Source organism: Spongiactinospora gelatinilytica (assembly GCF_003236385.1).
Classification (GTDB): domain Bacteria; phylum Actinomycetota; class Actinomycetes; order Streptosporangiales; family Streptosporangiaceae; genus Spongiactinospora; species Spongiactinospora gelatinilytica.
In genome coordinates, this window is the sequence record NZ_POUA01000090.1 from 1 (window position 1) to 21,725 (window position 21,725).

23 protein-coding genes and 1 pseudogene are annotated in these 21,725 nt (G+C 67.1%); 10 read left to right on the forward strand and 14 right to left on the reverse strand.

From position 1 onward, the window contains the following. Window positions 1-1,297: polymorphic toxin-type HINT domain-containing protein (locus C1I98_RS13820; RefSeq protein ID WP_233507852.1), on the forward strand; the 1,297-nt coding region annotated here is incomplete at its 5' end. Then, a complete protein-coding gene (locus C1I98_RS13825; protein ID WP_199536926.1) occupies window positions 1,294-1,701 on the forward strand; it encodes a hypothetical protein in 408 nt (135 codons plus the stop codon). The genes C1I98_RS13820 and C1I98_RS13825, both read left to right, overlap by 4 nt. A 36-nt stretch (window positions 1,702-1,737) precedes the next feature. Here C1I98_RS13825 and C1I98_RS13830 read toward each other — a convergent pair whose 3' ends face one another. The 4 genes from C1I98_RS13830 to C1I98_RS13845 all read right to left on the reverse strand — a co-directional run bounded on the left by C1I98_RS13830 (window position 1,738) and on the right by C1I98_RS13845 (window position 4,082). Further along, window positions 1,738-2,562 carry an IS5 family transposase gene (locus C1I98_RS13830; protein ID WP_111167573.1) on the reverse strand — a complete coding sequence of 275 codons (825 nt, stop codon included), beginning with the start codon at window positions 2,560-2,562 and terminating at the stop codon, window positions 1,738-1,740. A gap of 80 nt (window positions 2,563-2,642) precedes the next feature. After that, window positions 2,643-2,897, reverse strand: a complete 255-nt coding sequence (locus C1I98_RS13835; protein WP_111167574.1) for a hypothetical protein — start codon at window positions 2,895-2,897, stop codon at window positions 2,643-2,645. A 154-nt stretch (window positions 2,898-3,051) separates the two neighbouring features. Beyond that, window positions 3,052-3,270 carry a DUF397 domain-containing protein gene (locus C1I98_RS13840; RefSeq protein WP_111167575.1) on the reverse strand — a complete coding sequence of 73 codons (219 nt, stop codon included), beginning with the start codon at window positions 3,268-3,270 and terminating at the stop codon, window positions 3,052-3,054. After that, window positions 3,261-4,082, reverse strand: coding sequence for a helix-turn-helix domain-containing protein (locus C1I98_RS13845; protein WP_158558027.1), 822 nt, complete (start codon window positions 4,080-4,082; stop codon window positions 3,261-3,263). Before C1I98_RS13845 ends, C1I98_RS13840 begins: the two co-directional genes overlap by 10 nt. Window positions 4,083-4,227: 145 nt before the next feature. Here C1I98_RS13845 and C1I98_RS41375 point away from each other — a divergent pair, with 145 nt between their 5' ends. Beyond that, window positions 4,228-4,548: a hypothetical protein gene (locus tag C1I98_RS41375; protein WP_158558028.1), complete on the forward strand. Its 321-nt coding sequence runs from the start codon at window positions 4,228-4,230 to the stop codon at window positions 4,546-4,548. Between the two features lie 56 nt (window positions 4,549-4,604). Further along, window positions 4,605-5,369 (forward strand): transposase family protein, encoded by a 765-nt coding sequence (locus tag C1I98_RS13850; RefSeq protein ID WP_111167589.1) that lies wholly within the window; start codon window positions 4,605-4,607, stop codon window positions 5,367-5,369. Here the strand turns inward: C1I98_RS13850 and C1I98_RS40475 are convergent. Next, entirely contained in the window at window positions 5,346-6,014 is a 669-nt protein-coding gene (locus C1I98_RS40475) for a hypothetical protein (protein WP_146607426.1), read from the reverse strand. The two genes, C1I98_RS13850 and C1I98_RS40475, sit on opposite strands and share 24 nt — an antisense overlap. Window positions 6,015-6,352: 338 nt before the next feature. Between C1I98_RS40475 and C1I98_RS46340 the strand changes: the two are divergent. The 3 genes and pseudogenes from C1I98_RS46340 to C1I98_RS13860 form a co-directional block, all read left to right on the forward strand. Continuing rightward, a pseudogene (locus C1I98_RS46340) lies at window positions 6,353-6,801 on the forward strand (transposase family protein); the annotation flags it as partial. A gap of 267 nt (window positions 6,802-7,068) precedes the next feature. Continuing rightward, on the forward strand, window positions 7,069-7,410 hold the full coding sequence (locus C1I98_RS40480; RefSeq protein ID WP_146607427.1) for an effector-associated constant component EACC1: 342 nt from the start codon (window positions 7,069-7,071) through the stop codon (window positions 7,408-7,410). Next, window positions 7,407-9,038, forward strand: coding sequence for a caspase, EACC1-associated type (locus C1I98_RS13860; RefSeq protein ID WP_111167578.1), 1,632 nt, complete (start codon window positions 7,407-7,409; stop codon window positions 9,036-9,038). The genes C1I98_RS40480 and C1I98_RS13860 overlap by 4 nt, the downstream gene beginning before the upstream one ends. A gap of 186 nt (window positions 9,039-9,224) precedes the next feature. Here C1I98_RS13860 and C1I98_RS13865 read toward each other — a convergent pair whose 3' ends face one another. The 9 genes from C1I98_RS13865 to C1I98_RS13905 all read right to left on the reverse strand — a co-directional run bounded on the left by C1I98_RS13865 (window position 9,225) and on the right by C1I98_RS13905 (window position 19,008). Continuing rightward, the gene (locus tag C1I98_RS13865) at window positions 9,225-10,028 is read right to left on the reverse strand and encodes an SDR family NAD(P)-dependent oxidoreductase (RefSeq protein ID WP_111167579.1); all 804 of its coding nucleotides are present in this window, start codon (window positions 10,026-10,028) and stop codon (window positions 9,225-9,227) included. Between the two features lie 120 nt (window positions 10,029-10,148). Further along, window positions 10,149-10,448 carry a nucleoside triphosphate pyrophosphohydrolase gene (locus C1I98_RS13870; protein ID WP_111167580.1) on the reverse strand — a complete coding sequence of 100 codons (300 nt, stop codon included), beginning with the start codon at window positions 10,446-10,448 and terminating at the stop codon, window positions 10,149-10,151. 229 nt (window positions 10,449-10,677) lie between these two features. Further along, complete coding sequence (locus tag C1I98_RS13875) at window positions 10,678-12,705, reverse strand: xanthine dehydrogenase family protein molybdopterin-binding subunit (RefSeq protein WP_111167581.1); 2,028 nt, start codon at window positions 12,703-12,705, stop codon at window positions 10,678-10,680. Continuing rightward, window positions 12,702-13,676 (reverse strand): FAD binding domain-containing protein, encoded by a 975-nt coding sequence (locus tag C1I98_RS13880; RefSeq protein ID WP_111167582.1) that lies wholly within the window; start codon window positions 13,674-13,676, stop codon window positions 12,702-12,704. The genes C1I98_RS13875 and C1I98_RS13880 overlap by 4 nt, the downstream gene beginning before the upstream one ends. After that, entirely contained in the window at window positions 13,673-14,200 is a 528-nt protein-coding gene (locus C1I98_RS13885) for a 2Fe-2S iron-sulfur cluster-binding protein (protein ID WP_111167583.1), read from the reverse strand. Before C1I98_RS13885 ends, C1I98_RS13880 begins: the two co-directional genes overlap by 4 nt. A 47-nt stretch (window positions 14,201-14,247) precedes the next feature. Continuing rightward, window positions 14,248-15,420: an FAD-dependent oxidoreductase gene (locus C1I98_RS13890; protein WP_111167590.1), complete on the reverse strand. Its 1,173-nt coding sequence runs from the start codon at window positions 15,418-15,420 to the stop codon at window positions 14,248-14,250. Between the two features lie 60 nt (window positions 15,421-15,480). After that, complete coding sequence (locus C1I98_RS13895) at window positions 15,481-17,130, reverse strand: PstS family phosphate ABC transporter substrate-binding protein (protein WP_199536928.1); 1,650 nt, start codon at window positions 17,128-17,130, stop codon at window positions 15,481-15,483. Window positions 17,131-17,380: 250 nt separating this feature from the next. Then, the gene (locus C1I98_RS13900) at window positions 17,381-18,754 is read right to left on the reverse strand and encodes a serine hydrolase (protein WP_111167585.1); all 1,374 of its coding nucleotides are present in this window, start codon (window positions 18,752-18,754) and stop codon (window positions 17,381-17,383) included. A 5-nt stretch (window positions 18,755-18,759) separates the two neighbouring features. Then, the gene (locus tag C1I98_RS13905; protein WP_199536930.1) at window positions 18,760-19,008 is read right to left on the reverse strand and encodes a hypothetical protein; all 249 of its coding nucleotides are present in this window, start codon (window positions 19,006-19,008) and stop codon (window positions 18,760-18,762) included. Window positions 19,009-19,187: 179 nt separating this feature from the next. Here C1I98_RS13905 and C1I98_RS13910 point away from each other — a divergent pair, with 179 nt between their 5' ends. The 3 genes from C1I98_RS13910 to C1I98_RS13920 all read left to right on the forward strand — a co-directional run. Then, on the forward strand, window positions 19,188-20,138 hold the full coding sequence (locus C1I98_RS13910; RefSeq protein WP_111167587.1) for a GbsR/MarR family transcriptional regulator: 951 nt from the start codon (window positions 19,188-19,190) through the stop codon (window positions 20,136-20,138). 53 nt (window positions 20,139-20,191) lie between these two features. Then, window positions 20,192-21,217 (forward strand): D-2-hydroxyacid dehydrogenase, encoded by a 1,026-nt coding sequence (locus C1I98_RS13915; protein ID WP_199536931.1) that lies wholly within the window; start codon window positions 20,192-20,194, stop codon window positions 21,215-21,217. Between the two features lie 3 nt (window positions 21,218-21,220). Then, a partial coding sequence (locus C1I98_RS13920) for a dihydrodipicolinate synthase family protein (RefSeq protein ID WP_146607428.1) occupies window positions 21,221-21,725 on the forward strand: 505 nt, incomplete at its 3' end.

Sequence of the window (21,725 nt, forward strand, 5' to 3'; positions counted from 1 at the left end):
CGGCCAGGAGGCCGACCCCGGCCCCAGCCCGGAGGACGTGGCCAAGGCCCAGCAGCTCCAGAACAAGAGCCTGCTGGACGTGGTCCTGGAGGCAGGCGGCCAGATCCTGATGGAGATCCTCGGGGTCAACGACGTCCTGAGCTGCCTCAAGGGCGACCTGGGCGCTTGTGTGTCGATGATCGTCGGCGCGCTGCCCTGGGGCAAGATTTTCAAAGCCCCGAAGATCATCGAGGCCATCTGGAAGGCCGGCAAGGCCGTCATCACCTACTTCCAGCAGATCAGGTGGGCAAGGGCCATCCTCCGAGGAGCCCAGAAGGCAGCCGAGGCCGCCAAGGCCGCCGCCGCCAAAGCCGCCCGCGAAGCCGCGGCCAAACGCGCCGCCGCCAAGGCCGCCGCCGACGCCCTGGCCAAGAAACTCGCCGCCGAAGCCGCGGCGAGAGCCAAGGCCATGGCCGCCAAGGCAAAGGCCAAGACCAAACCCAAGGCCCCCGACCCCAAGTCCCGCGGCACCAAGGCCGACAGTTGCCCGAACAGCTTCGCCACCGGCACCCTCGTCCTCCTGGCCAACGGCACGGCCAAGCCCATCGAGGACGTCGCCCTCGGCGAACAAGTCCTCGCCACCGACCCCGAAACCGCCGAAACCTCGGCCAAACCGGTGGTCCGCCTGATCGAGGGCGAGGGCAAAAAGAACCTCGTCACCCTCACCCTCACCATCGACACCGACGGGGACAGGGGCACCGCCACCAGCGACCTGGTCGCCACCGACGGCCACCCCATCTGGGTGCAAAGCGAACACAAGTGGCTCAAGGCCGACCAGCTCAAACCCGGCATGTGGCTGCGTACGAGCGCCGGCACGTACGTCCAGATCACCGCGATCAAGACATCAACCGCCAAACAACGCGTCCACAACTTCACCATCGCCGACACCCACACCTACCACGTCCTCGCAGGCACCACCCCAGTCCTCGTCCACAACTGCGACTTCGCGCCTGGCGTCGCCGACGAGAAGTACGACAAGCATGTTCTTGGGCTTGATGATCGCGGTAGGCCCACTCGTCAGCCAGATATGCCAGAATACGATACGGAGGATGGGTTTGAGAGGTACGTCGCGGATGCACGAAGCCTAATGTGCCCTGTCACGTGTCCGGCGGGTGCCCGTGAAACCATCCGGAGCAACGGCGACATTATTCGCCTGGATTCCCAGGGGAGGTTGGGCATGCGGCGTGGGAGAGTCATCACGACCTACTTCAGGCCAGACAACCCTCTCGAATACTTCACAGGCGAGCTGGATCGATGATCCAACCCGGCGGCTCTTTTCGCGAGGAGTTTTCAAGGCTCGTCAAGGCGATGGGCCGGTGGCGTGACACCGAGCCTGATGCGCTTCTGGCCCTTTGGGCGACGTTCGTTGAGCAATGTGAACAGGGCTATTCGGGTGAAGCCGAAGACTACTTCAATGATCTGACCGTAAGGGCTGATCTGGAGAAGGCCATGACCGATGCGGGGCTGCAGAAGTTCCCTGAGCTAGCCCAGCTCCGTGCGGTCGTAGTGACGCTGGACGAAAGATTTCGAGCACTTCTTCTCCCAGACGCGTTCCCGCGTATGCAGAACTGGTGGGCGCGCGGTGTGGTGAAATCCGCGAAAAGGCGCCTAGTGGAGGAACTACGCCGCGATTTTCATATCGAGGGGATGGAAGTCAAGTAGGTCGCTAAGAGCGTGTTTGAGAAGATCGTTTAGAGCTCAAGGGCAGATGTAGCGGGGTTGGCGTCGTGCGGGTCCGCCCCGGGTGAGGCGGCGGGCCATCCCCGCGATGGCGGCCCAGCGGATCAGCGCCTCGGAGACGGCCGGGTCGCGTTCGTAGTCACGGGCCAGGCGGCGGCAGGCGGTCAGCCAGGCCAAGGTCCGTTCCACCACCCAGCGCCGGGCGATGAGGTTGAAGCCGGGCTTGTCCGCGGGCTTGCGCACGATCTCCAGGGTGGTGCGCAGCCGGTCGCGGGTCCAGTCGACCAGCCGCCCGGCGAACCCCTGGTCGGCGAACACGTGCCGGATCGGGGTGGTCAGGTAGGCCGACAGCAGCGCGGTCTTGGCGCCGTCGCGATCCTGCCAGCTCGCGGCCATCACCGCGACCGTGATGAGCAGGCCGGTGGTGTCGGTGACGATGAATCGCTTGCGCCCGTTGATCTTCTTCCCGGCGTCGTACCCGCGGGTGGAGCGGCCCACGGTGTCGGCGCCTTTGACGCTTTGGGAGTCGATGAGCCCGGCGGAGGGTTCATCGGCGCGGCCGTCGGCGCGGCGGGCTTTGACGCGCAGCTCGGTCAGCAGGGTTTCGGTGACGCCGGCGGCCTCCCATTGCTGGAAGTACCAGTACACGGTCTGCCAGGGCGGCAGGTCGGTGGGCAGGTACCGCCATGGGCATCCCGATCGCACGACGTAGAGGATGGCGTTGACGATCTCCCGGCGCGGGTGCTTTTCCGGGCGTCCGCCGGTGTTCGGCTCGGGCAGCAGCGGCTCGATCAGTTCCCATTGGGCGTCGGTCAGATCGGAGGGGTAGCGATCGGGAGGCATTGAGCCACTTTGGCGGTATCGGCATGTCTCGTCATGCCGCCACGCCGGACATGAACGATCTTCTCAAACACGCACTAAGATCATATCTGTTCCTTGTCTCGGGCGGCAGGCCCACCTCTTGGCGGGCGTCTGGGGCGCCCGCTTCGACCAAGGCGTCCCACCAGCGGGTGAAGGCGTTGCGGAGGGCGTTTGTTCTCTTCGTCGCCGTCGGGGACGACCGCGGCGAAGACTTCGCCTGTCTGCTCGAAATCGGCGCGGGTGAGCCGGCCGTCATGGGTCTGGTCGAACCAGTTGAACAGGATGGTGAACTTCTGCTGGGTGCTGTCGTAGGCCACGGGGGTCTCCTTGCTGCTGAGAGGTGGTTGTGGCGGAGGTTCCTTGCTTCCTCCTCAGCAGGTACACCCGATGGTAACTGTTCGTTTATTTAACACAACTGTCTGTAGTAGGGAGAATGTGTGGCGGCCCCGGGGTGTTGCCGGGGCCGTGGGGTCAGTCGAAGAGGCCGTTCTTGGCGCCGGTGATGAACTTGTCCCAGACGGCGCGGCGGAGGATCCAGGGGTGGGTGTCGGGTTGCTCGGTGTCGCGGAGGGCGATGCGGCCGTCGGAGAGGTGTTTGGCTTCCAGGCAGTCACCGCCTTGGCCGCTGGACGCGGTAATCCATCCGCTCGGCTCGGCGATCTCTCTGCGGATTTCCTCGTTCAGTTCCATGCCGCCACCCTCTCCTTGATGCGCTGAACTGACAAGTACTCGGGAAGCGCCGTACTTCGCACGCATTCGAGTCGATCCACAACTCGCTTGATCTGATCTGGTTGGTCGATGACCCGCCCATGCAGAGCCGATTCGATGTATGCGGCTGTTGTAGTTCCGTTCTTCTGGGCCAGGAGAACAGAGCCGGCCAGCATGGCGGTGCAGGCGGCTTCATATGGAAGGACCTGGAGTGTGAACCATGCGGCGTCGGTCAGTGTGATGAGGTGCTTCAGTTGTCGCAGCGTCACGGACCCGTTCCCGATCGGGCGGTAGAGGATGCCCTCGTCCAGCACTGCAAGGAAGTGCGGGGGTGTCGACCCGTCGAATATGGCCTGCCTTGCCATCCTCGCTTGGACGGCCTCCTCGACCTTCTGCGGGGTCGCATCTGGCTCGCCTGCGAAGGTCGCGCGGGCGTACTCCTCGGTCTGCACCAGCCCGGGGACGATCAACGGAGCCGTGGTGAGGAGCTTGTCGGCCCGTTGTTCGATCGGGGGCCACTGGCGGAACCATTCGGCCACGCCCTTGCCGCTCACGGCGGGCCAGTGGGCGAGGAGTTCGCCGTCCAGGCCGAGGGCCCTTTCGCACAGCTCGACCAACTGCCGGGTCGGGTTCTCGTCACCCCGCTCCACATTGCCGATTCGGCTTTTGCTGTACCCAATGACGTCTGCGAGCTGAACCTGTGTAAGACCCGCCTCGATTCGATGCTGGCGTAATGCCGCGCCGAAACGGGCCGCCGGGCCGATGGTTGGGTCGAGCTCTTTGGGTGCTGGCATCAGTGCCTCCCGTTCCAGCTCTCCTGGCCGCGTGCCAGCAGAACTCTGGGATTCGCTCTGCGTTGTTCGCGCAACCAAGGTAGCCCGGCCCCGGCAGTGTTCGGGGTGGTTATCGGAGTACCGAGCGAGCACGCAGGTGGTGAGGATGGCAGCACGCGAAATGCGAATGATCGGCGAGATGCGCTTTCCCGGGCGTACCGACATCATAAGCGATGTCCGTATTTATACCGTTCGATGGCTTGCTATCGAGCATCCCGAATCCGCCGAGGACGACACCCTCATCTACAATCTCCGCCTCCTCACCACCGAAATCGCCGCGAATGCCATCAAGCACACCCTTTCCGGCCGATGGAAGCGGGGAACGTTCAGAATCCGCGTGTGGCTCGGTGCCCACAGTGAGCGTTTTTCACCGTGGGAGCACAGGTCACAGGCTGGTTGCGGGTCCACGTTCTTGATCGAGAAGTAGAGAGGCCCCTGGTAGAAGGGTTGTCGACCAAGATCAACCGCTACCCAGGGGCCCATGTGCTGTTTTACCGTGCTGCGCTGCCGTTGTCATCCCACACCCTGAACTACCTGGCCGGCATCCTGCGACGACACCGGCGGCAGATCAACTCCACACCACGCCGCCTCACCCCCGGCCGGCAAGCCATGCTCGTCCTGGTCCACCTGCGCAAAGGCGAGACCTACGCCGAACTCGCCGCCGGCTTCGCCATCGGCCTGGCCACCGCCTGGCGCTACGTCACCGAGGCCATCGCCCTGCTCGCCGCCCGCTCACCCCGCCTGGATCAGGCCCTGCGCGCCGCCGAACGCGCGGGATATCCCTACCTCATCCTGGACGGCACGCTCATCCCGATCGACCGCGTGGCCGCCGACCGCCCCTTTTACTCCGGCAAACACAAAAGGCACGGTATGAACATCCAGGTCCTGGCCGCCCCGGACGGCACACCGCTGTGGACCTCCGGTTCCCTGCCAGGCTCCACCCACGACCTGACGGCCGCCCGGATCTGGGGCATCCTACGCCGCCTGAAGGCATCCGGGCTGGTCACCCTCGCCGACAAGGCCTACGTCGGCGCCGGTGAGCACGTCCTGGTGCCCTACAAGGGCAAAGACAAGCCGCAGTCTCAAAAGGATGCCAACTCCGCCCACGCGAAGCTCCGCGGACCCGGAGAACGCGCCAACGCCCAACTGAAGACCTGGCACCTCCTGCGCAAACTCCGCTGCTGCCCGCGCCGCGCAGGTCAACTCGTCAAGGCCATCCTCGTACTACAACTCCGCGAAACCCGGTGAAAAGGGCTCAATGTGCGCGGCATCGAGCAGGGAACGGTGCCGTAAGTGGCAGATCGCACATCTAGTCTGGTATGCCTCGATCACTCGTTGCCGGAAGATCGGCTGGTGGAGGCGCTGCTTAGTTATTCGCTCGGCGTAGTGGCGCTCTACAAGACTAATCGGCCGGTCGAGCTCGAGGTGTCGCTGAGCTTCGTCCAGCACCACCGCGACCTGGGAAAGCTCAGGTTCTATGGCGACAATCCATACTGGAAAGAACGGCAGATAGAGGCTTTGTTGAATGCCATAGAACCACAACAGCGGGACCTGAAGCTCAAGCGCCTTGCGAAGGCTTGTGTTGGTGTAGTGTCGAGGATCACCTTGAAATTTGTAACGCAATATGCTGTCTGGGCCTACTGTATCGTCATATTGCGCACGGGCGCTATCAGAAGTGTACGTTGTGAGGATCGACAACGCTGCGACCATACCCCGTGGCTTCCGGATGCCGAGCCGGTTATCGATGAGCGGGAGTGTGCGCCCCTCGAACTGGAACCGGAGGAGCTCATCGCGGCGGATGACCGGGTTCGCGGCTGTGCAGCGCTGACGAAGCCAGGACATAGCGGCCGCGCGCACTCGACTGTCCAAGTCGTCACTGATTGGCGTGATCACAACGCTGTTTTACACCCCCCCTCGATGCTGCTGCTAGCCGAAGGAAGCGGGCAGCAGCGAAGCTTGCGCAGGAGGCACCAGGCTTTCACTACCGCGTGGCGCGTTCGCCAGGGCCGCGGACCCTGCATGCGCACAGTTGGCCGCCCCCTGCGACTGCGGCTTGTTGCACCCCCTATCCGGCACCAGCTCCGAACAGGTATACGCCCTATTGGCGAGCGCCACCAGATCGGCGGATGATGCCTCACATACGTGCCCCCTTCAGGTCGTTCCGTCCGGAGCGGCCGAGACTTGGATGCTGTTCCCATACTGTTATGGTTTGTCGGAGTAGTAGGGCCAGTCGATCCCGGCCCACCGCCAAGGGTTCGGACCTGGACGGCTAGGCCAGGTACGGCTACTGCCGCTGCCGCTCCCGCTGGTTTCAGGGGCTGCGCCTGCGCCTGCATCTGAGCTGCACCCGCGCCGGACTATCGAGCGCCTGGGCCCTGGCCCCCCTGAACATCGCCGACAATAAGTACATCTCCGCAGAACTGGATGCCTTCCTGGCCGAGAGCGACGTACGTCTGTTGCGCCCTCCGCCCCGCCCCGGCAAGCGCCTGCTCAAACCCATCCGCCGGCTCGTCGAATCGGCCAACGACAGCCTCAAGGCCAGGTCGACCTGGAACTGCACGACGGCCGCACGCCGATCGGGGGTGGCTCCCTGATTGCTCAGTGCATTCTTGCCCTTACCGCCGCCACCTGGCACAACCACGCGACTGGCCAGCTCGTGACTCAAGACATACTCGCCTAGACCTCTTTGTGGCGAAGGGTGTGCAACGGCCCCTTGCTCGTCACGACGCGTGGCTCAGAGTCTGGCCTCCAACCTGTGGGTCAGGCAGGGTTATAGGAAGTAGCTCGACCACAACAGGCTTCACAGAGGCGTGGAGGGAGCGACTGACGTAGCGTATCCCGAAATATCCCATTCGCCCGAATGGCTGGATCTGAGTGCGATCGCGACTCTGTGGCGCTATTGTTGATATGTCACGTCTTGCCCTGGGCTGCTGAAGGAGATAGTCAGATGCAGGTAAACGTTCGGCTCTCAGGCGATTATGCCGACCAAGAAATGAAGTCACTCTACGCTTGGCTGCGTAATGATCAAGAAGTTCGTCCCAATGCGACCATTTCGCTAGTTCATCGACCTCTCGAAGCAGGGGCAATGGGTGATGCGCTCGATTTGATTTCGCTTGTTATTGCTAGCGGCTTGCAGCTCCCTGGTATTGTCGCAGCTATATCCGCATGGCGTCAGACGCGTAGGCAGCGACCCATGATAACTATCGAAAGTGGCGACACTAAAGTGGTTGTAGACGACACCGACCCGGAGATAGCAGTAAAGATATTGAAGGCGCTGAATAAAAAATGAGTGAGCCGTTTGCTGTACAGGATTCCTATGCTGTCCTCATTGGGACGAGCCAATATACGATGTTGCCGAAGTTGCCTGCTGTTCATAACAACTTAGTACGCCTGCGTGAGCTACTGATGGATAAGAAGCTGTGCGGCCTTCCGGCAGACAATTGTATTGTCGTTAGTGATCCGACGACCAACCCTGAAATGCTCGACCCTGTAAGGGAAGCGGCCGATAAGGCGACCGATACCCTAATCGTCTACTTCGCCGGCCACGGCCAAATTCACTCGGAAGGAAACGATCTCTACCTCGCCCTGGTCAACGCGGATCGCGCGGCGATGTATAAGTCCACGGCGTATGGCTATTTAAGAAGCGAGATAAGGAATAGTCGCGCCAAGCGAAAGATTGTCATCCTTGACTGCTGCTACAGTGGGCGCGCATTCGGTGAGATGGGGTCTGGCGATGAGCCGACGGTGCGAGTTGTTAACAGCGCTGCAGTTACAGGTACTTATCTGATTGCGTCCACGGCTGAGAATAAAGCATCGCTAGCCCCGGAAGGGCATGAGTATACTGCATTTACCGGCGAGCTGATTAGTATTATTCAGGGTGGTCTCCCCGGAGAGCCGCCATTGCTAACAGTGGGCAAAATTTTTGATCACGTACGGACTGCCCTTATTGAAAAGGGGCTTCCTATGCCCCAACGGCGAGATGGTGATCTTAGCGAGGATATCCCACTGTTCTTCAATTGTGCAGGTAACGAGAAGGTTTGGGAAGCGGGCTATGGGCCTATACAAGGAGTTGAAGAAGGCACCCTCTTCGCAAGTCGTCGTGAGCTCCACGACGCCAAGATACATCGTCCACTGCAGGCTGGTATCTGTGGAACAGCGGAGCGTGGTGGAGCTGAGTCAATCGTAGTGTCGGGTGGCTATCGTGATGACCGAGACTACGGCACGACGATCTTTTATACAGGTCATGGCGGACGGGATCCTAACACGGGTGTGCAGATATCCGATCAATCGCTGGAAGATTCGGGAAATGCTGCACTAATAAGAAGCATGGAGACAGGGTATCCAGTACGCGTGGTGCGGGGTGCTGGAGGGGATCCAGATTATTCTCCCCCGACTGGATACAGCTATGATGGTTTGTTCACGGTTACTGACTACTGGACTCAGCAAGGCGTCGACGGGCCCATGATTCTGCAGTTTAAACTAGAGCAGGTCGAGAACATATCTGATCTAGTTGCGTGGCGCGCTGTGTCTCATGGGGTCGATCGAGGAGGTAGACGGCCCGATAATCGGCGGTACGCAGCTTCTATAGAAGCGGTCAGAATAAAGCAGCTATACGATTATGCGTGCCAGATATGTGATACTGTTTTGCAGTCGGTGGGTGGGTCCAGGATCGCCACCGTAGTTTATATACAGGACCTGGAGCGCCCCCATAATGGTCCTAGTGTGAGCCGGAACATGCTATGCCTTTGCCCTAACCATGCAGAGCTGTTTCGCTATGGGGCGATCACCATTAGCGAGAACTTCAACGTAATTGATCAAGTGAATGATGTAGTGATCTGCGAGCTTACGGTCAAGCATCCGATTGACGCTACCTATACTCGCTATCACCGTGAACATCACAGAATTGGTCCACGCTAAGTATGTCTCCATCCTCTGGGTGATAGCCGCGACGTGATCCGATGTGGTTTTGGTACCACGCCTAGAGCACTCGTGGGCGTCCCGGTTAATCCGGCTGCGCCTACCAAGCCGTCCCTGGCGGGCGGTCGACCAGGTGCCAGGGACGGGGATGGTGGATATGAGTGAGGGCCGCCGGGTTGGGTGGGGTTAGAGGAGGGCGGAGCCGCGGTTGCGGGCGGAGGCGGCTAGGGCCTGGGAGAGGCGTTCGGCGCCGCTGGCGCGTTGCCAGCGGGCCCAGAGGCGGGGGGAGACGCCGGCGAGGGTGGCGCCGAAGCGGAACATGGCAGGGGCGACGTTGATTTCGAGGGCGTTGGTGCGGATGGCGCGTTGGACGGCGCGGGCGACGTCTTCTGGGGTGACGGAGCCGACGCCCGGTGGGAGCGGTACGCCGGAGCGGGCGAACATGCCCTCGTCGCGGACGAAGCCGGGGTGGATCGCCGAGACGCCGATGCCGTGGGGGCGGAGGTCGGCGGACAGAGCCTGGGTGAAGCCGCGCAGGCCGAACTTGGTGGCGTTGTACAGCGACGAGCAGCACTGTGCGGTCTTGCCGCACATGGAGTTCATGAACACCAGGTGGCCGCGTTTGGCGGCCATCATCTGCTCGGCCGCGGCGCAGGCCATGACGATCGGGGCGCGCAGGTTGACGTTCAGGCAGCCGTCGATGTCGTCGACGGCCAGATCGGCCGCGTGTGCGGCGGGCATTACCGCGGCGTTGGCGACCAGGATGTCGACCGGTCCGGCCTGGCTGAGCAGCTCGCGCGGGCCGTCCGGCTTGGAGAGGTCGGCGGGGATCGCCCGCGCGTCGAGCTCGGTGGCGAGCCGGGTGAGGAGGTCGGCGCGCCGGCCGCTCAGCACGACCTTCACCCCCTGACCGGCGAGGCGTCGCGCTATCGCCCTTCCGATACCTCCGGTGGATCCTGTGATCAAAGCGGTGGTTCCGGGCAGCCGCATCCCATTGTCCTTACCTCGAACGGCATTGCCCCATCACTATAGGTATTCATGGTACTTCGTATAGTGAGGATGACGGGAATTGTTCCTTAGAGGTCACACCTCGCCACCGCGCGGCCCGGGTCACCCGAGGTAGAGGCGGTCGGCGAAGGCGCCGCGTTCGTCGCGCTTGGCGTCCGCGATCCGCTCGATGTCGTCCCAGCCGTACCCGTGGGCGGCGGCGAGCGCGCGCAGGACCTCCAGGACGTCGCCGATCTCCGCCGCCACCTCGTCGTGGCCCGCCTCGCTCAGCTCGGTGGACTCCTCGAACAGCTTCGCGATCAGGGCCGCGCGGTAGTCGGTCTCGTCCAGGACGGACACCACCGGTGTCCTTCCACTCCGGCGGATGATGTCCGGGATCTTGTCGCGGACCAGTTTGCCCATGTCGGCGGAGCCTACCGGCCCACGCCGACACCCTGCCACGCCGACGTACGCGATCAGCCTGGCCAGGCGCCTTGAGCAGGTGCCGCAGGTGTCGGTGGCCGCGGAGAACGCCGAGACCGACTTTCCGGCCGTGGCGCGCGTGAGGGGGCCGAGTGGGTCCGGCTCGGTTCGGCTCGGCCCATGCCGGCGAAGGTGATGGCCCGCCGGGTGTGTGAGCAGGTGTAGCGCCTCAGATGAGTAGTTTGTCCGGGGTGATGGGGAGGTGGCGGATGCGGTGGCCGGTGGCGTGGTGGACGGCGTTGGCGATGGCGGCGGCGGTGCCGACGATGCCGATCTCGCCGATGCCCTTGCTGCCCATCGGGTTCAGGTAGGGGTCCTCCTCGTCGATCCAGGCGACCTCGATGGCCGGTACGTCGGCGCAGGCCGGGAGGTGGTACTGGGCCAGGTCGTCGGTGAGGAAGTCGCCGAAGTCCGGGTCGGTGATGGTTTGTTCCATCAGGGCCATGCCGAGGCCCATCGTCATGCCGCCGATGAACTGTGAGCGGGCCAGTTTCGGGGCGATGATGCGGCCCGCGGCGAAGACGCCGAGGAGGCGGGAGACGCGTACCTCGCCGGTGTCGGCGTGGACGCGGACCTCGGCGAACTGCGCGCCGAAGGCGTGCCGGGCGAAGTCGGCGGCCTCGCCGACCTCGTCGGTGGTGTCGGCGGTGGCCTCCTTGCCGCCGTTCTTGAGCAGGGCCTCGCAGGCGCGGACCACGGCGGTGCCCCAGGAGGCGGTGCCCATGGAGCCGCCGGCCAGGGTGGCCTTGGGCAGGTCACTGTCGCCGATCTCGACGCGGACCTGTTCGGGCGAGGCGCCGAGGGCGTCGGCGGCGATGCGGGTCAGGGCGGTACGCGCGCCGGTGCCGATGTCCACCGCGGCGACCCGGACGATGAAGTCGCCGTTGAGCACGCTCACCGACGCCGACGTGGGACGGCGATATGCCGGATATGTCGAGGAAGCCACCCCGGTGCCGACCAGCCACCGCCCCTCCAGCCGGATGCCGGGCTCGGGGTCGCGGCGCGCCCAGCCGAACCGGTGCGCGCCCTCGCGCAGGCAGGCGACCAGGTTCCTGGAGCTGTACGGCCGGCCGCTGCCCGGTTCGGCGTCCGGCTCGTTGGTGATCCGCAGCTCGATCGGGTCCATCCCGGCGGCGATGGCGAGTTCGTCCATCGCCGACTCCAGTGCGAACATGCCCGGGGTCTCGCCGGGCGCGCGCATCCAGGAGGGGGTGGGCACGTCCAGTCGCGCCAGGTGGTGGTCGGTGCGCAGCGCGGGCGTGGCGTACATGACCCGCGAGACCACCGTGGTCTGCTCGGCGAACTCCTTCAGTGTCGAACTCTGCTCGGCCACGTCGTGGTCGAGGGCGGTGAGCCGGCCCTGGGCGTCCGCGCCGAGCCTGACCCGCTGGATCGTCGGGGTGCGATAGCCGGTCATGTCGTACATCTGGTGCCGGGTCAGCGTCAGCTTCACCGGCCGGCCCGCCGCCCGCGCGGCCAGCGCCGCGATGACCGCCTGCGGCCGTGGCGTGCCCTTGGAACCGAACCCCCCGCCGACGTGCCGGGACACCACCCGCACCCGTTCCGGCGGCAGCCCCAGGACCCGCGCGGTGATGTCCCGGTGGCCGGTCGGCCCCTGCGTCGAGTCGTAGAGGGTCAGATCGCCGTCCGGCCCCCACACCGCGATGGTCGCGTGCGGTTCCATCGCGTTGTTGTGCAGCGCGGGGGTCGTGTAGACCTCGTCCACCGTCACAACCGCGTCGGCCAGCCCGGCCTCCACGTCGCCCTTCTCGGTACGCGAGGGGAAGCCGGGGTTGACGACCTTCGGCCGGTAGAGGCCGGGGTGGTCAGGGCGCAGCCGTACGTCGTGCGGCTCCTCGTCGTACTCGACCCGCACGCCCGTCCGGGCCGCCTCCCGCGCGACCTCCAGCGTCTCGGCCACCACGACGGCCACCGCCTGCCCGTGGTAGGCGATCTCCGGGCCCTGGAACACCGCCAGTTCCGGATCGTCGGTGTCGCCCAGTTCGGGCCGGTCGGCGCTGGAGAGCACGGTGAGTACGCCGGGCGTGGTCAGCGCCGCGCTCGCGTCCAGCGACCTGATCCGGCCCTTGGCGATGGCCGACTGGACCACGAACGCGTAGGCGACCCCTTCGACGTCGTACTCGTAGGCGTACGTGGCCTGGCCGGTGACCTTGTCTCGTCCCTCGACGCGGTTCATGGCGCCAGCTCCCGGAGGGTGGAGGTGATCAGATTGCGGGCCAGCGCGACCTTGTAGGCGTTGCGCGGCAGCGGCCGGGCGAGCGCGAGTTCGGCGTCGGCCGCCGCCGCGTACGCCTCCTCGCCCGCGACCGAGCCGATCAGCGCGTCCTCGGCGCGGGCCGCCCGCCACGGTACGTGGGCCACGCCGCCCAGCGCCAGCCGGCATTCGCGCACGATGCCGTCGGAGTCGATGTCGAGCAGGGCCGCGATCGACACCAGCGCGAACGCGAACGACGCCCGCTCGCGCACCTTGCGGTACGTGGACCGGCCGACCGGCGGGGCGGGAAGTTCGACGGTGGTGATCAGTTCGCCCGGTTCGAGCACGGTGTCCCGCTGGGGGTCGGTACCGGGCAGGCGGTGCAGGCCGGGCATCGGCACGACCCGGTCGCCGCCGGTGCCGGTGACGTGGACGCGCGCGTCGAGCGCGGTCAGGGCCACGGCCATGTCGGAGGGGTGGGTGGCCACGCAGGAGTCGGAATGCCCGACGATGGCGAGATTGTGGTGCTCGCCGGGGATGGCGGGGCATCCGGTACCGGGCGCGCGCTTGTTGCAGGGCTTGGAGACGTCCTGGAAGTAGCCGCATCGGGTGCGTTGCAGCAGGTTGCCGCCGACCGTGGCCATGTTCCGCACCTGCCCGGACGCGCCGCTGAGCACGGCCCGCGCGAGCATGGGGTAGCGCCGCCGGATGTCGGGGTGCGCGCCGAGGTCGCTGTTGCGCACGGTCGCGCCGATCCGCACGCCGCCGTCCGGCACCGGCTCGATCCGGTCGTACGGCAGGCGGCCGACGTCCACCAGGCGGTCGGGCTCGGCCACCCCGAGCCGCATGAGGTCCACCAGGTTGGTGCCGCCGGCGAGGTACATCGTGCCCGGCTCGTGCAGGCCGACCGCCTGCCGCCCGTCGCCGGCCCGCACGTAGTCGAACGGTCTCACCGCACCGCCTCCGCCTGCGCGACCGGCGCGGCGACGCCGGCGGCCTGCTCGATGGCGGCCACGATGTTGACGTACGCCCCGCACCTGCAAAGATTCCCGCTCATCCGCTCGCGGATCTCCGCGGCGTCCAGCACCGGCTCCGTGCTCAGGTCCTCGGTGATCGCGCTCGGCCCGCCCTCGTCCAGCATCCCCACGACGGAACAGAGCTGCCCCGGCGTGCAGTAGCCGCACTGGAAGGCGTCCTGCTCGATGAACGCCTCCTGTACCGGATGCAACCCGTCGCCGCCGGCCAGCCCCTCGACCGTGGTCACCTGCGACCCGTCGCAGGCCACCGCGAGGAGCAGGCAGGAGTTGACCCGCCTGCCGTCCACCAGAACGGTGCACGACCCGCATTGACCGTGGTCACAGCCCTTTTTCGAGCCGGTCAGCCGCAGTCGCTCGCGCAGCAGGTCGAGCAGCGAAGTACGCGTATCCAGGTCAAGGTGATGCTCCACATCATTGACCTGAACGGTAAGAAAAGCCATACCCGAGGTGGTGCCCGCCCGACGGGCGATCAATCCTTCGCCCAAGGCTAAGAGGTGGACCGGCTCATGCCGGTGGCCGCCCGGAGCGCGCCCTGCGCCGCCCGCACCGCGCTGTTCATGGAGATCTCGCCGCGCATGCCCGGGGCCGCGACCATGTCACCGGCCAGGAACACCCCGTCGCCGCGCTCGATCGCCGGGCGGTCCCGCCAGGTGAACCCCGGCAGGTCCAGGGCCCCGGTACGACCCTTGGCGGCCGCCGAACGCTGCCAGGTCACCCGCTCCCGCCAGCCCGGCACCGCCAGGTCGGCGAACGCCTCCACCCTGGCCCGCGCGTCGGCCCTGCTCTCGCCCTTCTGGATGGGCATGTCGAGCTGGAACAGCGTCTCGCCCGCGGGCGCGGTCGTCGGGTCCTGCATGGAGTAGCTCTCATGGAACCCGCCGGTGTCCAGGTCCCAGCAGATGAACCAGTCCCGCGGCCCGGACCGCACCGCGAGGTCGAGCATCACGCAGTTGCCGCCCTCCCAGCGCAGCGAGGAGTCGCCGAGCAGCCCGCGCGCGGACGACAGCTCGGTCGCCACGATCGTGGGCTCCTTCGGGAGTTCGGTGACCCTGGATTCGAGTTCGATCCGCACCCCCAGTCGCCGGGCGTGGGCCTCCATCCGCCGGATGACCGCCTGCCAGCCGCCGATCACCCAGCGGACCGCGGGCGGCTTGGGCGCGAAGACCCGCCACAGCAGGTCCCACACGAAGGCCGCCGACAGCCGGCCGGTGTCGGCGTCGAAGGTCACGACGCTGATCGCGTTCGCGGCCGCTCTGGCGGTCTCCTCGCCGTACCGGGCCGATGCCCAGGAGTGGAAGTCCTGGTCGATGGGCGCGATGGGCCGGCCGCCGTGGGTGAGCATCATGCGCAGGAACCCGAGCGGCGGGAGGCGGTGCATCCGCCCTTCGCGGATGAAGCCGATCTGCATCATCTGCCGGAGCGGCGGCTTGCCCAGCGGCCCGGTCAGCCCGCGCTTGACCATCCAGCCCCAGTGCGGTCCGTCGGCGTAGAAGACGTGCGCGCCCTCGTGCGCGACGTACGGCCCGCTCGTCGCCCGGCCCCGGCCGCCGACCTCCCGGTGCGCCTCGTACAGCGTCACCTCGGCCCCGGCCTCTGCGGCCGTGATGGCCGCGGTGAGCCCGGCGAGCCCGCCGCCCACCACAACGATCTTTTTCAACACGTTCATCCCTTTCCCGCTTGTCTCACCTCCTAGGAGGGCTTGGCGTGGCGGAATGTGACATCAGCCGGGAAAACGGTCGCGCGGCTCGCACACCAGCGGATACTCGGTTTCGGAGCAGGGGCGGTTGCCGAACCTCCGCAGGATGTTCTTACCGCCCTGGTCGGTGAGGTATTGCAGGAAGGCGGCCCCGATGGAGCCGGCGGGCAGCTCGCCGAAGGTGTAGGCGAACTCGGTCTGCCAGTAGGGGTAGCCGCCCTTCTCGATGCCGTCCAGCGTCGCCTGCTTCTGGTCGATGCGCAGTCGCACGACGTCGGGGGCTCCCGAGACGCTGCTCGCCTCGCTGTAGCCGAGCGCGCCGTCGATCTCGGCCACCTTCTGCAGCAGGGTCTGCGTGCTCTCCACCTCGCAGGAGCCGTTCTCGGACGTCAGCTTGGCGCAGTCGTTGACGGTGGGCGGGGGCACTTCGCCGGGCCTGCCGTTCGCGTCGGCCAGGACGCGCCGCACCAGGGCGGTCCGGGTACCGGAGCCGCGGTTCCGGCCGACGAACTTGATGGGAATCGGAGCGCCGCCGACCTCGGACCAGTCGGTGATCTTCTGGGCGTAGATCTCGCGGATCTGGGCCAGGGAGAGGTTGCGAACCTTCGCCTTCTTGTTGACGACGAGGGTGTAGGCGGAGTAGGCGACCGGGCGGGAGAGCACCTGGGGGTGGGAGCCCTCGGCCGGGCCGTCGGTGAAGGCGATGTGGTCGCCGAGGCCGGTCGTGCCGGGGAGCTTGGCCTGCTTCCCGGCCCGCTCCAGCGCGCTGAGCCCCGGGGTGCTGCCGAGGAAGGTCCCGTCATCGATGGGGATTCTGGCCCCCTTGCCCTGGCACAGGCTCACGTACGTCTCGGCGGCCCGGCGCACGGCGGGCCCGAAGGCGGTGGAACCGTGCAGGTACAGGGTGCCGCCCACGCAGTCCAGCGGCGGGGGTACCGGCCGGAAGAACAATGTGACGCTCGACTGGATCACGACTGCCGCGGTCAGCAGACCGATGAGGAGCAGCGCCGGCTTGGAGGCGAACGGGTGGCTCTCGGTCGCCGCCAGTTTGAGCTGGGAGGGCGAGCGGAACCGGCCCAGCCAGCGGTCATGCCGTCCGCTCACGTCGGCGCGGAACTCCGGATCGGGGAACTCGCTCCCCGGCCGCCCGGTCTTGCGTTCCAACACGGCCAAGACCTTGTAGTGCGCCTTGCGGTTGAGCTTCACCTTGGGCAGCCTGATGACGCCCGCCCCGTCCTCCTCGCCGCTCCCGAAGCCCTCGGTCTCGATGGGCTCGCCCTTGGCATTGTGGGTGATGAAGAAATCGCGCAATTCCGGTTGACTCAGCTCGGTCACCGCCATGCCGACCACCTGGCGCTGCCGGAACGTTACACGGATGCCGGTCTTGTCGTCTTCGGCGGCCAGATAGTCGCTTTCGACGATCTCCTTTCGCCCGGCGTTCTCGATCCGTAGCAGGACGAACGACGGCTCCTGCAACTCCCTGCCGTTCTTGTGCATCCGCGCCAGCACGTCGGCGCCGGGCGCGTGTGCCGTGTCCGTGGCGAGAGTGTCCATCTGCACGCGGTAACCGAGCCGCTTGCGGCGGACGACGACGAACTCCCAGGCGAACGCGATGGCCGGGATCGCCAGGCTGAGGACGGCGACGATCGAGTCGATGCTGATACCGAATACCACCGTCGTTTCCTCGGTCCCTTGGGAGTCGGCTGACCCGGAACCACAGCGCCGAGGGTGAACTAGAGTGAGATCTGCAAGTCTGTTCGTTTCGGCACGATGGCGGGGTGGCATGTCCCCGTCAGCCACCACTGACCGGAGGGCTTTCTGAGTGCCAGGAACCAGCCGGTCACCCGGATAGCCGACGATATACGTGCGGCCGTTAACTTCGGCCGTCCGCCGTGTTAACAGAAGGATACGCGGGTGGCGGGGCTCAGCCGGTTCTCGGGTTCACCCGGCAGTTGGTGTGCAGGTAGCGTGCCGGGCCGCCGTCCGTGAAATCGTAGATTGCGACGGTCTGGGTGTCCTCCAGCGGGTCGTCGGAGGGCATCAGGAAATGCGTTTCGCCGACCGGCAGCAGTTCGCGCCTGACCCGCTCGGGCTTGCCGAGAAACCGCGCCTCCATCGCGTTCATCGCGAACGTGAGATACAGCCGCCCGTCTTCCGCCGTCACCTCGTAGCGGGTGCCGGGCCGTTCATAGACGCCCACGTACGCGGAAAGGTCGATCCTCCCGCCCGGAACGGGTTTGGGCAGGCCAGGGATGGTGACCGCGCCCGACTCGGCCAGGATCTCGTTGAACACCTCCCGGTAGAAGGGCTCGCGCGGCCCGCCGTTCGTGAGCATCGTCAGCGCGATGCCGGAATTGGGAAGAATGCGCAGCCGAGCGTTCTGGCCGACGGTGCTGCCGTCGTGCGCGTAAACCGGATGGCCATGCCAGTCGCACACGATCAGGCCGAGCCCCCACTCCGGTCCGAACATGTAGGGATCGGGCACCGGCACCCGCGAGCGGGTCATTTCCGAAACGGCCTCCGGCGATGCGATCCGCGTGCCGTCCGGGGCCTTTCCGCCGTTCAGCAGGACGTACGCGAGCGCGAGCACGTCACCGGCCGTGGAATTGACGTTGCCGCCGGGGCCGAAGGCGCGCGGCAGGTACGGCAGCGGCGTGCCGATCGGCCCCTCCGCCCGGGAGCGGACGATGTGCCCGGTGGCGGCGCGGCCCCGGTCCACCTGGCCGGGGCGGGTGCTCGTGCCGGTCAGCCCGAGCGGGCCGAACAGGCGGTCGCGCATGATGTCGTCCCAGCGCGCGCCCTCGACCACCTCCATGATCCGGCCGAGGATCGCGTAGCCGAGGGCCGCGCTGTACCCGTGGGTCTGCCCGAGCGGGTGGACCTGTGGAGCGTCGGCGATGCCCGCGACCATCCGTTCCAGCACATCGTCGCCCTCGCCGGGATCGCCGAAGCTCTCCTCGATGCCGTTCGTGTGATCGAGCAGGTGGCGCGGGGTGACCTTGGCGCTGGCCTCGGGGTCGGCGACCCGGAAGCCGGGCAGGTAGGTACGGACCGGTTCGTCCAGGTCCACCCTGCCCTCGTCGGCCAGGCGCATGAAGGCGAGCGCGGTCCAGGTCTTGGTCATGGAGCCGATCTGGTAGATCGTCTCGGTGGTGGCGGGCTCCCCGCTCCGGACGTCCTTGACGCCTTCGGCGAACGTGGTGACCCGGCCGTCGCACAGGACGCCGATCACCGCGCTCGGGATCCGGTACTCCGCCAGCAGCTCGGCGGTCCGGGCGCGGACACGGGTCAGATCCATGGGCGCTACTCCGGCAGGCCGACCGCGTTGGCGGCGTCGGCCTGGAAGTAGTCGGTGGTGGCGAAGGGGCCGGCGTACTCCTCCATGAACTCCCGCACGCCCTCCACCGAGTCGTGGACGATGACGTTGACCGCCCGGCCGCCATCGGTGCTCGCCACGGCCAGGGCCCACCGGGCCTTGCCGGGCAGCCTGCCGTGCGCGTTCTTCAGCGCGTCCCAGAACCCGTCCTGGTCCGCGACCGTGGAAACCGCCATCACATGCATGCTCATTGTCCCCTCTTGCTGTTTCAAAGCAAGGAAAGGCTACGTTGCGTTTCCAAAATCGTCAACAAATTACTGTGGATAATTGCAATGTCCCTGCCGGTTAATGCAATCAACCGTTGCAATGTGCTGAGGATGAACGCCACACTTGGAGGCAGCGAACAGGAGGGCCGATGCCCGGAGGCAGGCTGACCCACGACGAGCGCCGGTCCATCGCGGCCTGGCTGGCCGAGGGGTCGGGATACGCCGAGATTGCCAGGAGGCTCGGCCGCCCGACGTCCACGGTGAGCCGGGAGGTCGCGCGCAACGGCGGCCCCTGCGGTTACACGGCCGACCGCGCCCAGCGGGCCACCGGCGCGCGCGCCCGCCGCCGCGGGCCCGCCCCGGTCCCGGAGCCCGCCGCCGGTCCGGTGCGGGAGTTCGTGGAGGGGTTCGCGGCCCTGCTCGCCGGCACCGGGCTGCCCCGGATGGCCGCGCGGGTGTTCGCCTGCCTGCTCACCGCGGACGCCACCGGCCTGACCGCCGCCGAACTCGTCCGCCGCCTGCGGGTCAGCCCGGCGTCGGTGTCCAAGACCATCGGCTACCTGGAGACCATGGAGCTGGTCACCCGCGAGCCGGTGCCGGGTGGCCGCCGGGAACGGTACCTGATCGGCGACGACGCCTGGACCCGGGCCTGGCGGACCGACACCCGCGTCCACGACGAGGTGGCGACGGCCGCACGGCGCGGGGCCGAGATCATGGGCCATGGCACCCCGGCGGCGGCCCGGCTGACCCAGATGAGCCGGTTCTTCGGCCAGGTCAGCGCGGCGATGAACGGCAGCGGCATCAGCGAGCGCGCCACGGCCGACGCGCTGACGCTGGTCGCCGCCCTGGCCCACGCGGCCCGGCCGCTGACCGTGCCGGAACTGGCCGCCGCGCTGGACCTGCCGGTGGATCGCGTCGCGGGCGCGATCGAGGCGATCGAGCGTCGTCCGTTGATCGCCGACCCGTTCGCGCTGCGCCGTACCGAGACCGGCGCGTACGCGCTCACCCCGTTGCCCGACCGGCTGAGCGCCGCGCAACAGGCCGCGCTCGACGCGCTGGCCTCAGAAAAGTCGCCGCAGGGGCTGGAGAGCGACCGGTAAGGGGTGCTACTGTCCTGGCCCATCGTCGATTGTCGACAATCCAAGGATCTCCGTTGAGCCTCAAGGTTCTCATCGCCTCGCCCCTGGAAGCCGAGCACGTCAAGACCATCGCCGCCACCGACCCCCGGGTCGAGGTGCTGCACGAACCTGACCTGCTGCCCACCCCGCGCTACACCGCCGACCACGTCGGCGTCCGGCCCGGCCTCGCCGAGCCGGAGCTGCGGCGCTGGCGCGACCTGCTCGCCCAGGCCGACATCAGCTTCGACTTCGACTGGTGGGAACCGGCCCGGATGCCCGCCAACTGCCCGGAACTGCGCTGGGTGCAGGCCACCAGCGCGGGCATCGGCCAGTTCGTCGATCGGCACGGCCTGGCCGGCTCGGACCTGGTGTTCACCACGGCGGCGGGCACGCACGCGGGACCGCTGGCCGAGTTCGCGCTGATGGGCGTGCTGCACTTCGTCAAGGGCGTCCCGGACCTGCGGCGCTGGCAGGCGCGACGGCACTGGGAGCGCTACACGACCCGCTCGCTGGCCGGGAGCCGGGTAGTGGTCGTCGGGCTCGGAGGGATCGGCCGCCGGGTGGCCGAGGTGTTCGCCGCCCTCTCCGCGCGGGTGGTGGGGGTCGGCCGGCCGGGCCGCGAGTACGACGTCCCCGGCCTCGCCGAGGCCCGGTCGTTCACCGAGATCCGCGAGGCGCTGACCGGCGCGGACGCGCTCGTACTGGCCTGCCCGCTGACGGACGAGACGCGCGGCCTGATCGGGCTCGCCGAGCTGGCCGCGCTCGCGCCCGGCGCGGTGGTGGTGAACATCGCCAGGGGGCCGGTCATCGACGAACCCGCGCTGGTGGACGCGTTGTCGTCCGGCCGGCTCGGCGGGGCGTGCCTGGACGTGTTCGCCGAGGAGCCGCTGCCCGCCCGCTCGCCGCTGTGGGCGATGGACAACGTGATCGTCTCTCCGCACTCGGCCTCCACCGTGGACGCCGAGAACGCCCTGCTGACCGAGCTGTTCACCGACAACCTCCGCAGGTGGCTGGCCGGCCGCCCGCTGCGCAACGTCTTCGACAGGGAAAAGGGGTACTGAGGAATGACGGCATTCCACGGCACTTGGTACATAGTCCCGACGCCGTTCGCCGAGGACGGGTCGCTGGACACCGCGAGCCTGGCCCGCACGGTGGAACTGGCCGCCGCCTGGGGCGCCGACGGCGTCACCATCCTGGGCGTGATGGGCGAGGTGACCAGCCTGACCGACGACGAGCGCGAACGCGTGCTCGCCACCGTGGCCAAGGCGGCCGAGGGGCGGCTGCCGTTCGCGGCAGGGTGCTCGGCCGCCGCCACGACGCTCGTCGCCGAACGCATCCGCCAGGCCGCCGCCCACGGGGCCGCCGGGGCCATGGTGGCCGCGCCGCCGCTCGCCCCCGACGTGGACGGCCTCGCCCCGTTCTTCGCCAGGGCCTGCGCGGGCAGCCCGGTACCGGTCATCGTGCAGGACGAGCCGAACGCCACCGGCGTCAAGATCCCGGTGTCGGCGCTGCTGGCCATGCTGGAGGCGGCCGGTTCCGACGTGGTCAAGCTGGAGGACCCGCCCACCC

What these genes read in the sequence shown, in the direction of transcription:
- C1I98_RS13825 (WP_199536926.1), top strand. Translation starts at nt 1,294, where the DNA reads ATGATCCAACCCGGCGGCTCTTTTCGCGAGGAGTTTTCAAGGCTCGTC.
- C1I98_RS13830 (WP_111167573.1), bottom strand. Translation starts at nt 2,562, where the DNA reads ATGCCTCCCGATCGCTACCCCTCCGATCTGACCGACGCCCAATGGGAA.
- C1I98_RS13840 (WP_111167575.1), bottom strand. Translation starts at nt 3,270, where the DNA reads ATGGAACTGAACGAGGAAATCCGCAGAGAGATCGCCGAGCCGAGCGGA.
- C1I98_RS13845 (WP_158558027.1), bottom strand. Translation starts at nt 4,082, where the DNA reads ATGCCAGCACCCAAAGAGCTCGACCCAACCATCGGCCCGGCGGCCCGT.
- C1I98_RS41375 (WP_158558028.1), top strand. Translation starts at nt 4,228, where the DNA reads ATGGCAGCACGCGAAATGCGAATGATCGGCGAGATGCGCTTTCCCGGG.
- C1I98_RS40480 (WP_146607427.1), top strand. Translation starts at nt 7,069, where the DNA reads ATGCAGGTAAACGTTCGGCTCTCAGGCGATTATGCCGACCAAGAAATG.
- C1I98_RS13860 (WP_111167578.1), top strand. Translation starts at nt 7,407, where the DNA reads ATGAGTGAGCCGTTTGCTGTACAGGATTCCTATGCTGTCCTCATTGGG.
- C1I98_RS13865 (WP_111167579.1), bottom strand. Translation starts at nt 10,028, where the DNA reads ATGCGGCTGCCCGGAACCACCGCTTTGATCACAGGATCCACCGGAGGT.
- C1I98_RS13870 (WP_111167580.1), bottom strand. Translation starts at nt 10,448, where the DNA reads ATGGGCAAACTGGTCCGCGACAAGATCCCGGACATCATCCGCCGGAGT.
- C1I98_RS13875 (WP_111167581.1), bottom strand. Translation starts at nt 12,705, where the DNA reads ATGAACCGCGTCGAGGGACGAGACAAGGTCACCGGCCAGGCCACGTAC.
- C1I98_RS13885 (WP_111167583.1), bottom strand. Translation starts at nt 14,200, where the DNA reads ATGGCTTTTCTTACCGTTCAGGTCAATGATGTGGAGCATCACCTTGAC.
- C1I98_RS13900 (WP_111167585.1), bottom strand. Translation starts at nt 18,754, where the DNA reads ATGGATCTGACCCGTGTCCGCGCCCGGACCGCCGAGCTGCTGGCGGAG.
- C1I98_RS13905 (WP_199536930.1), bottom strand. Translation starts at nt 19,008, where the DNA reads ATGGCGGTTTCCACGGTCGCGGACCAGGACGGGTTCTGGGACGCGCTG.
- C1I98_RS13910 (WP_111167587.1), top strand. Translation starts at nt 19,188, where the DNA reads ATGCCCGGAGGCAGGCTGACCCACGACGAGCGCCGGTCCATCGCGGCC.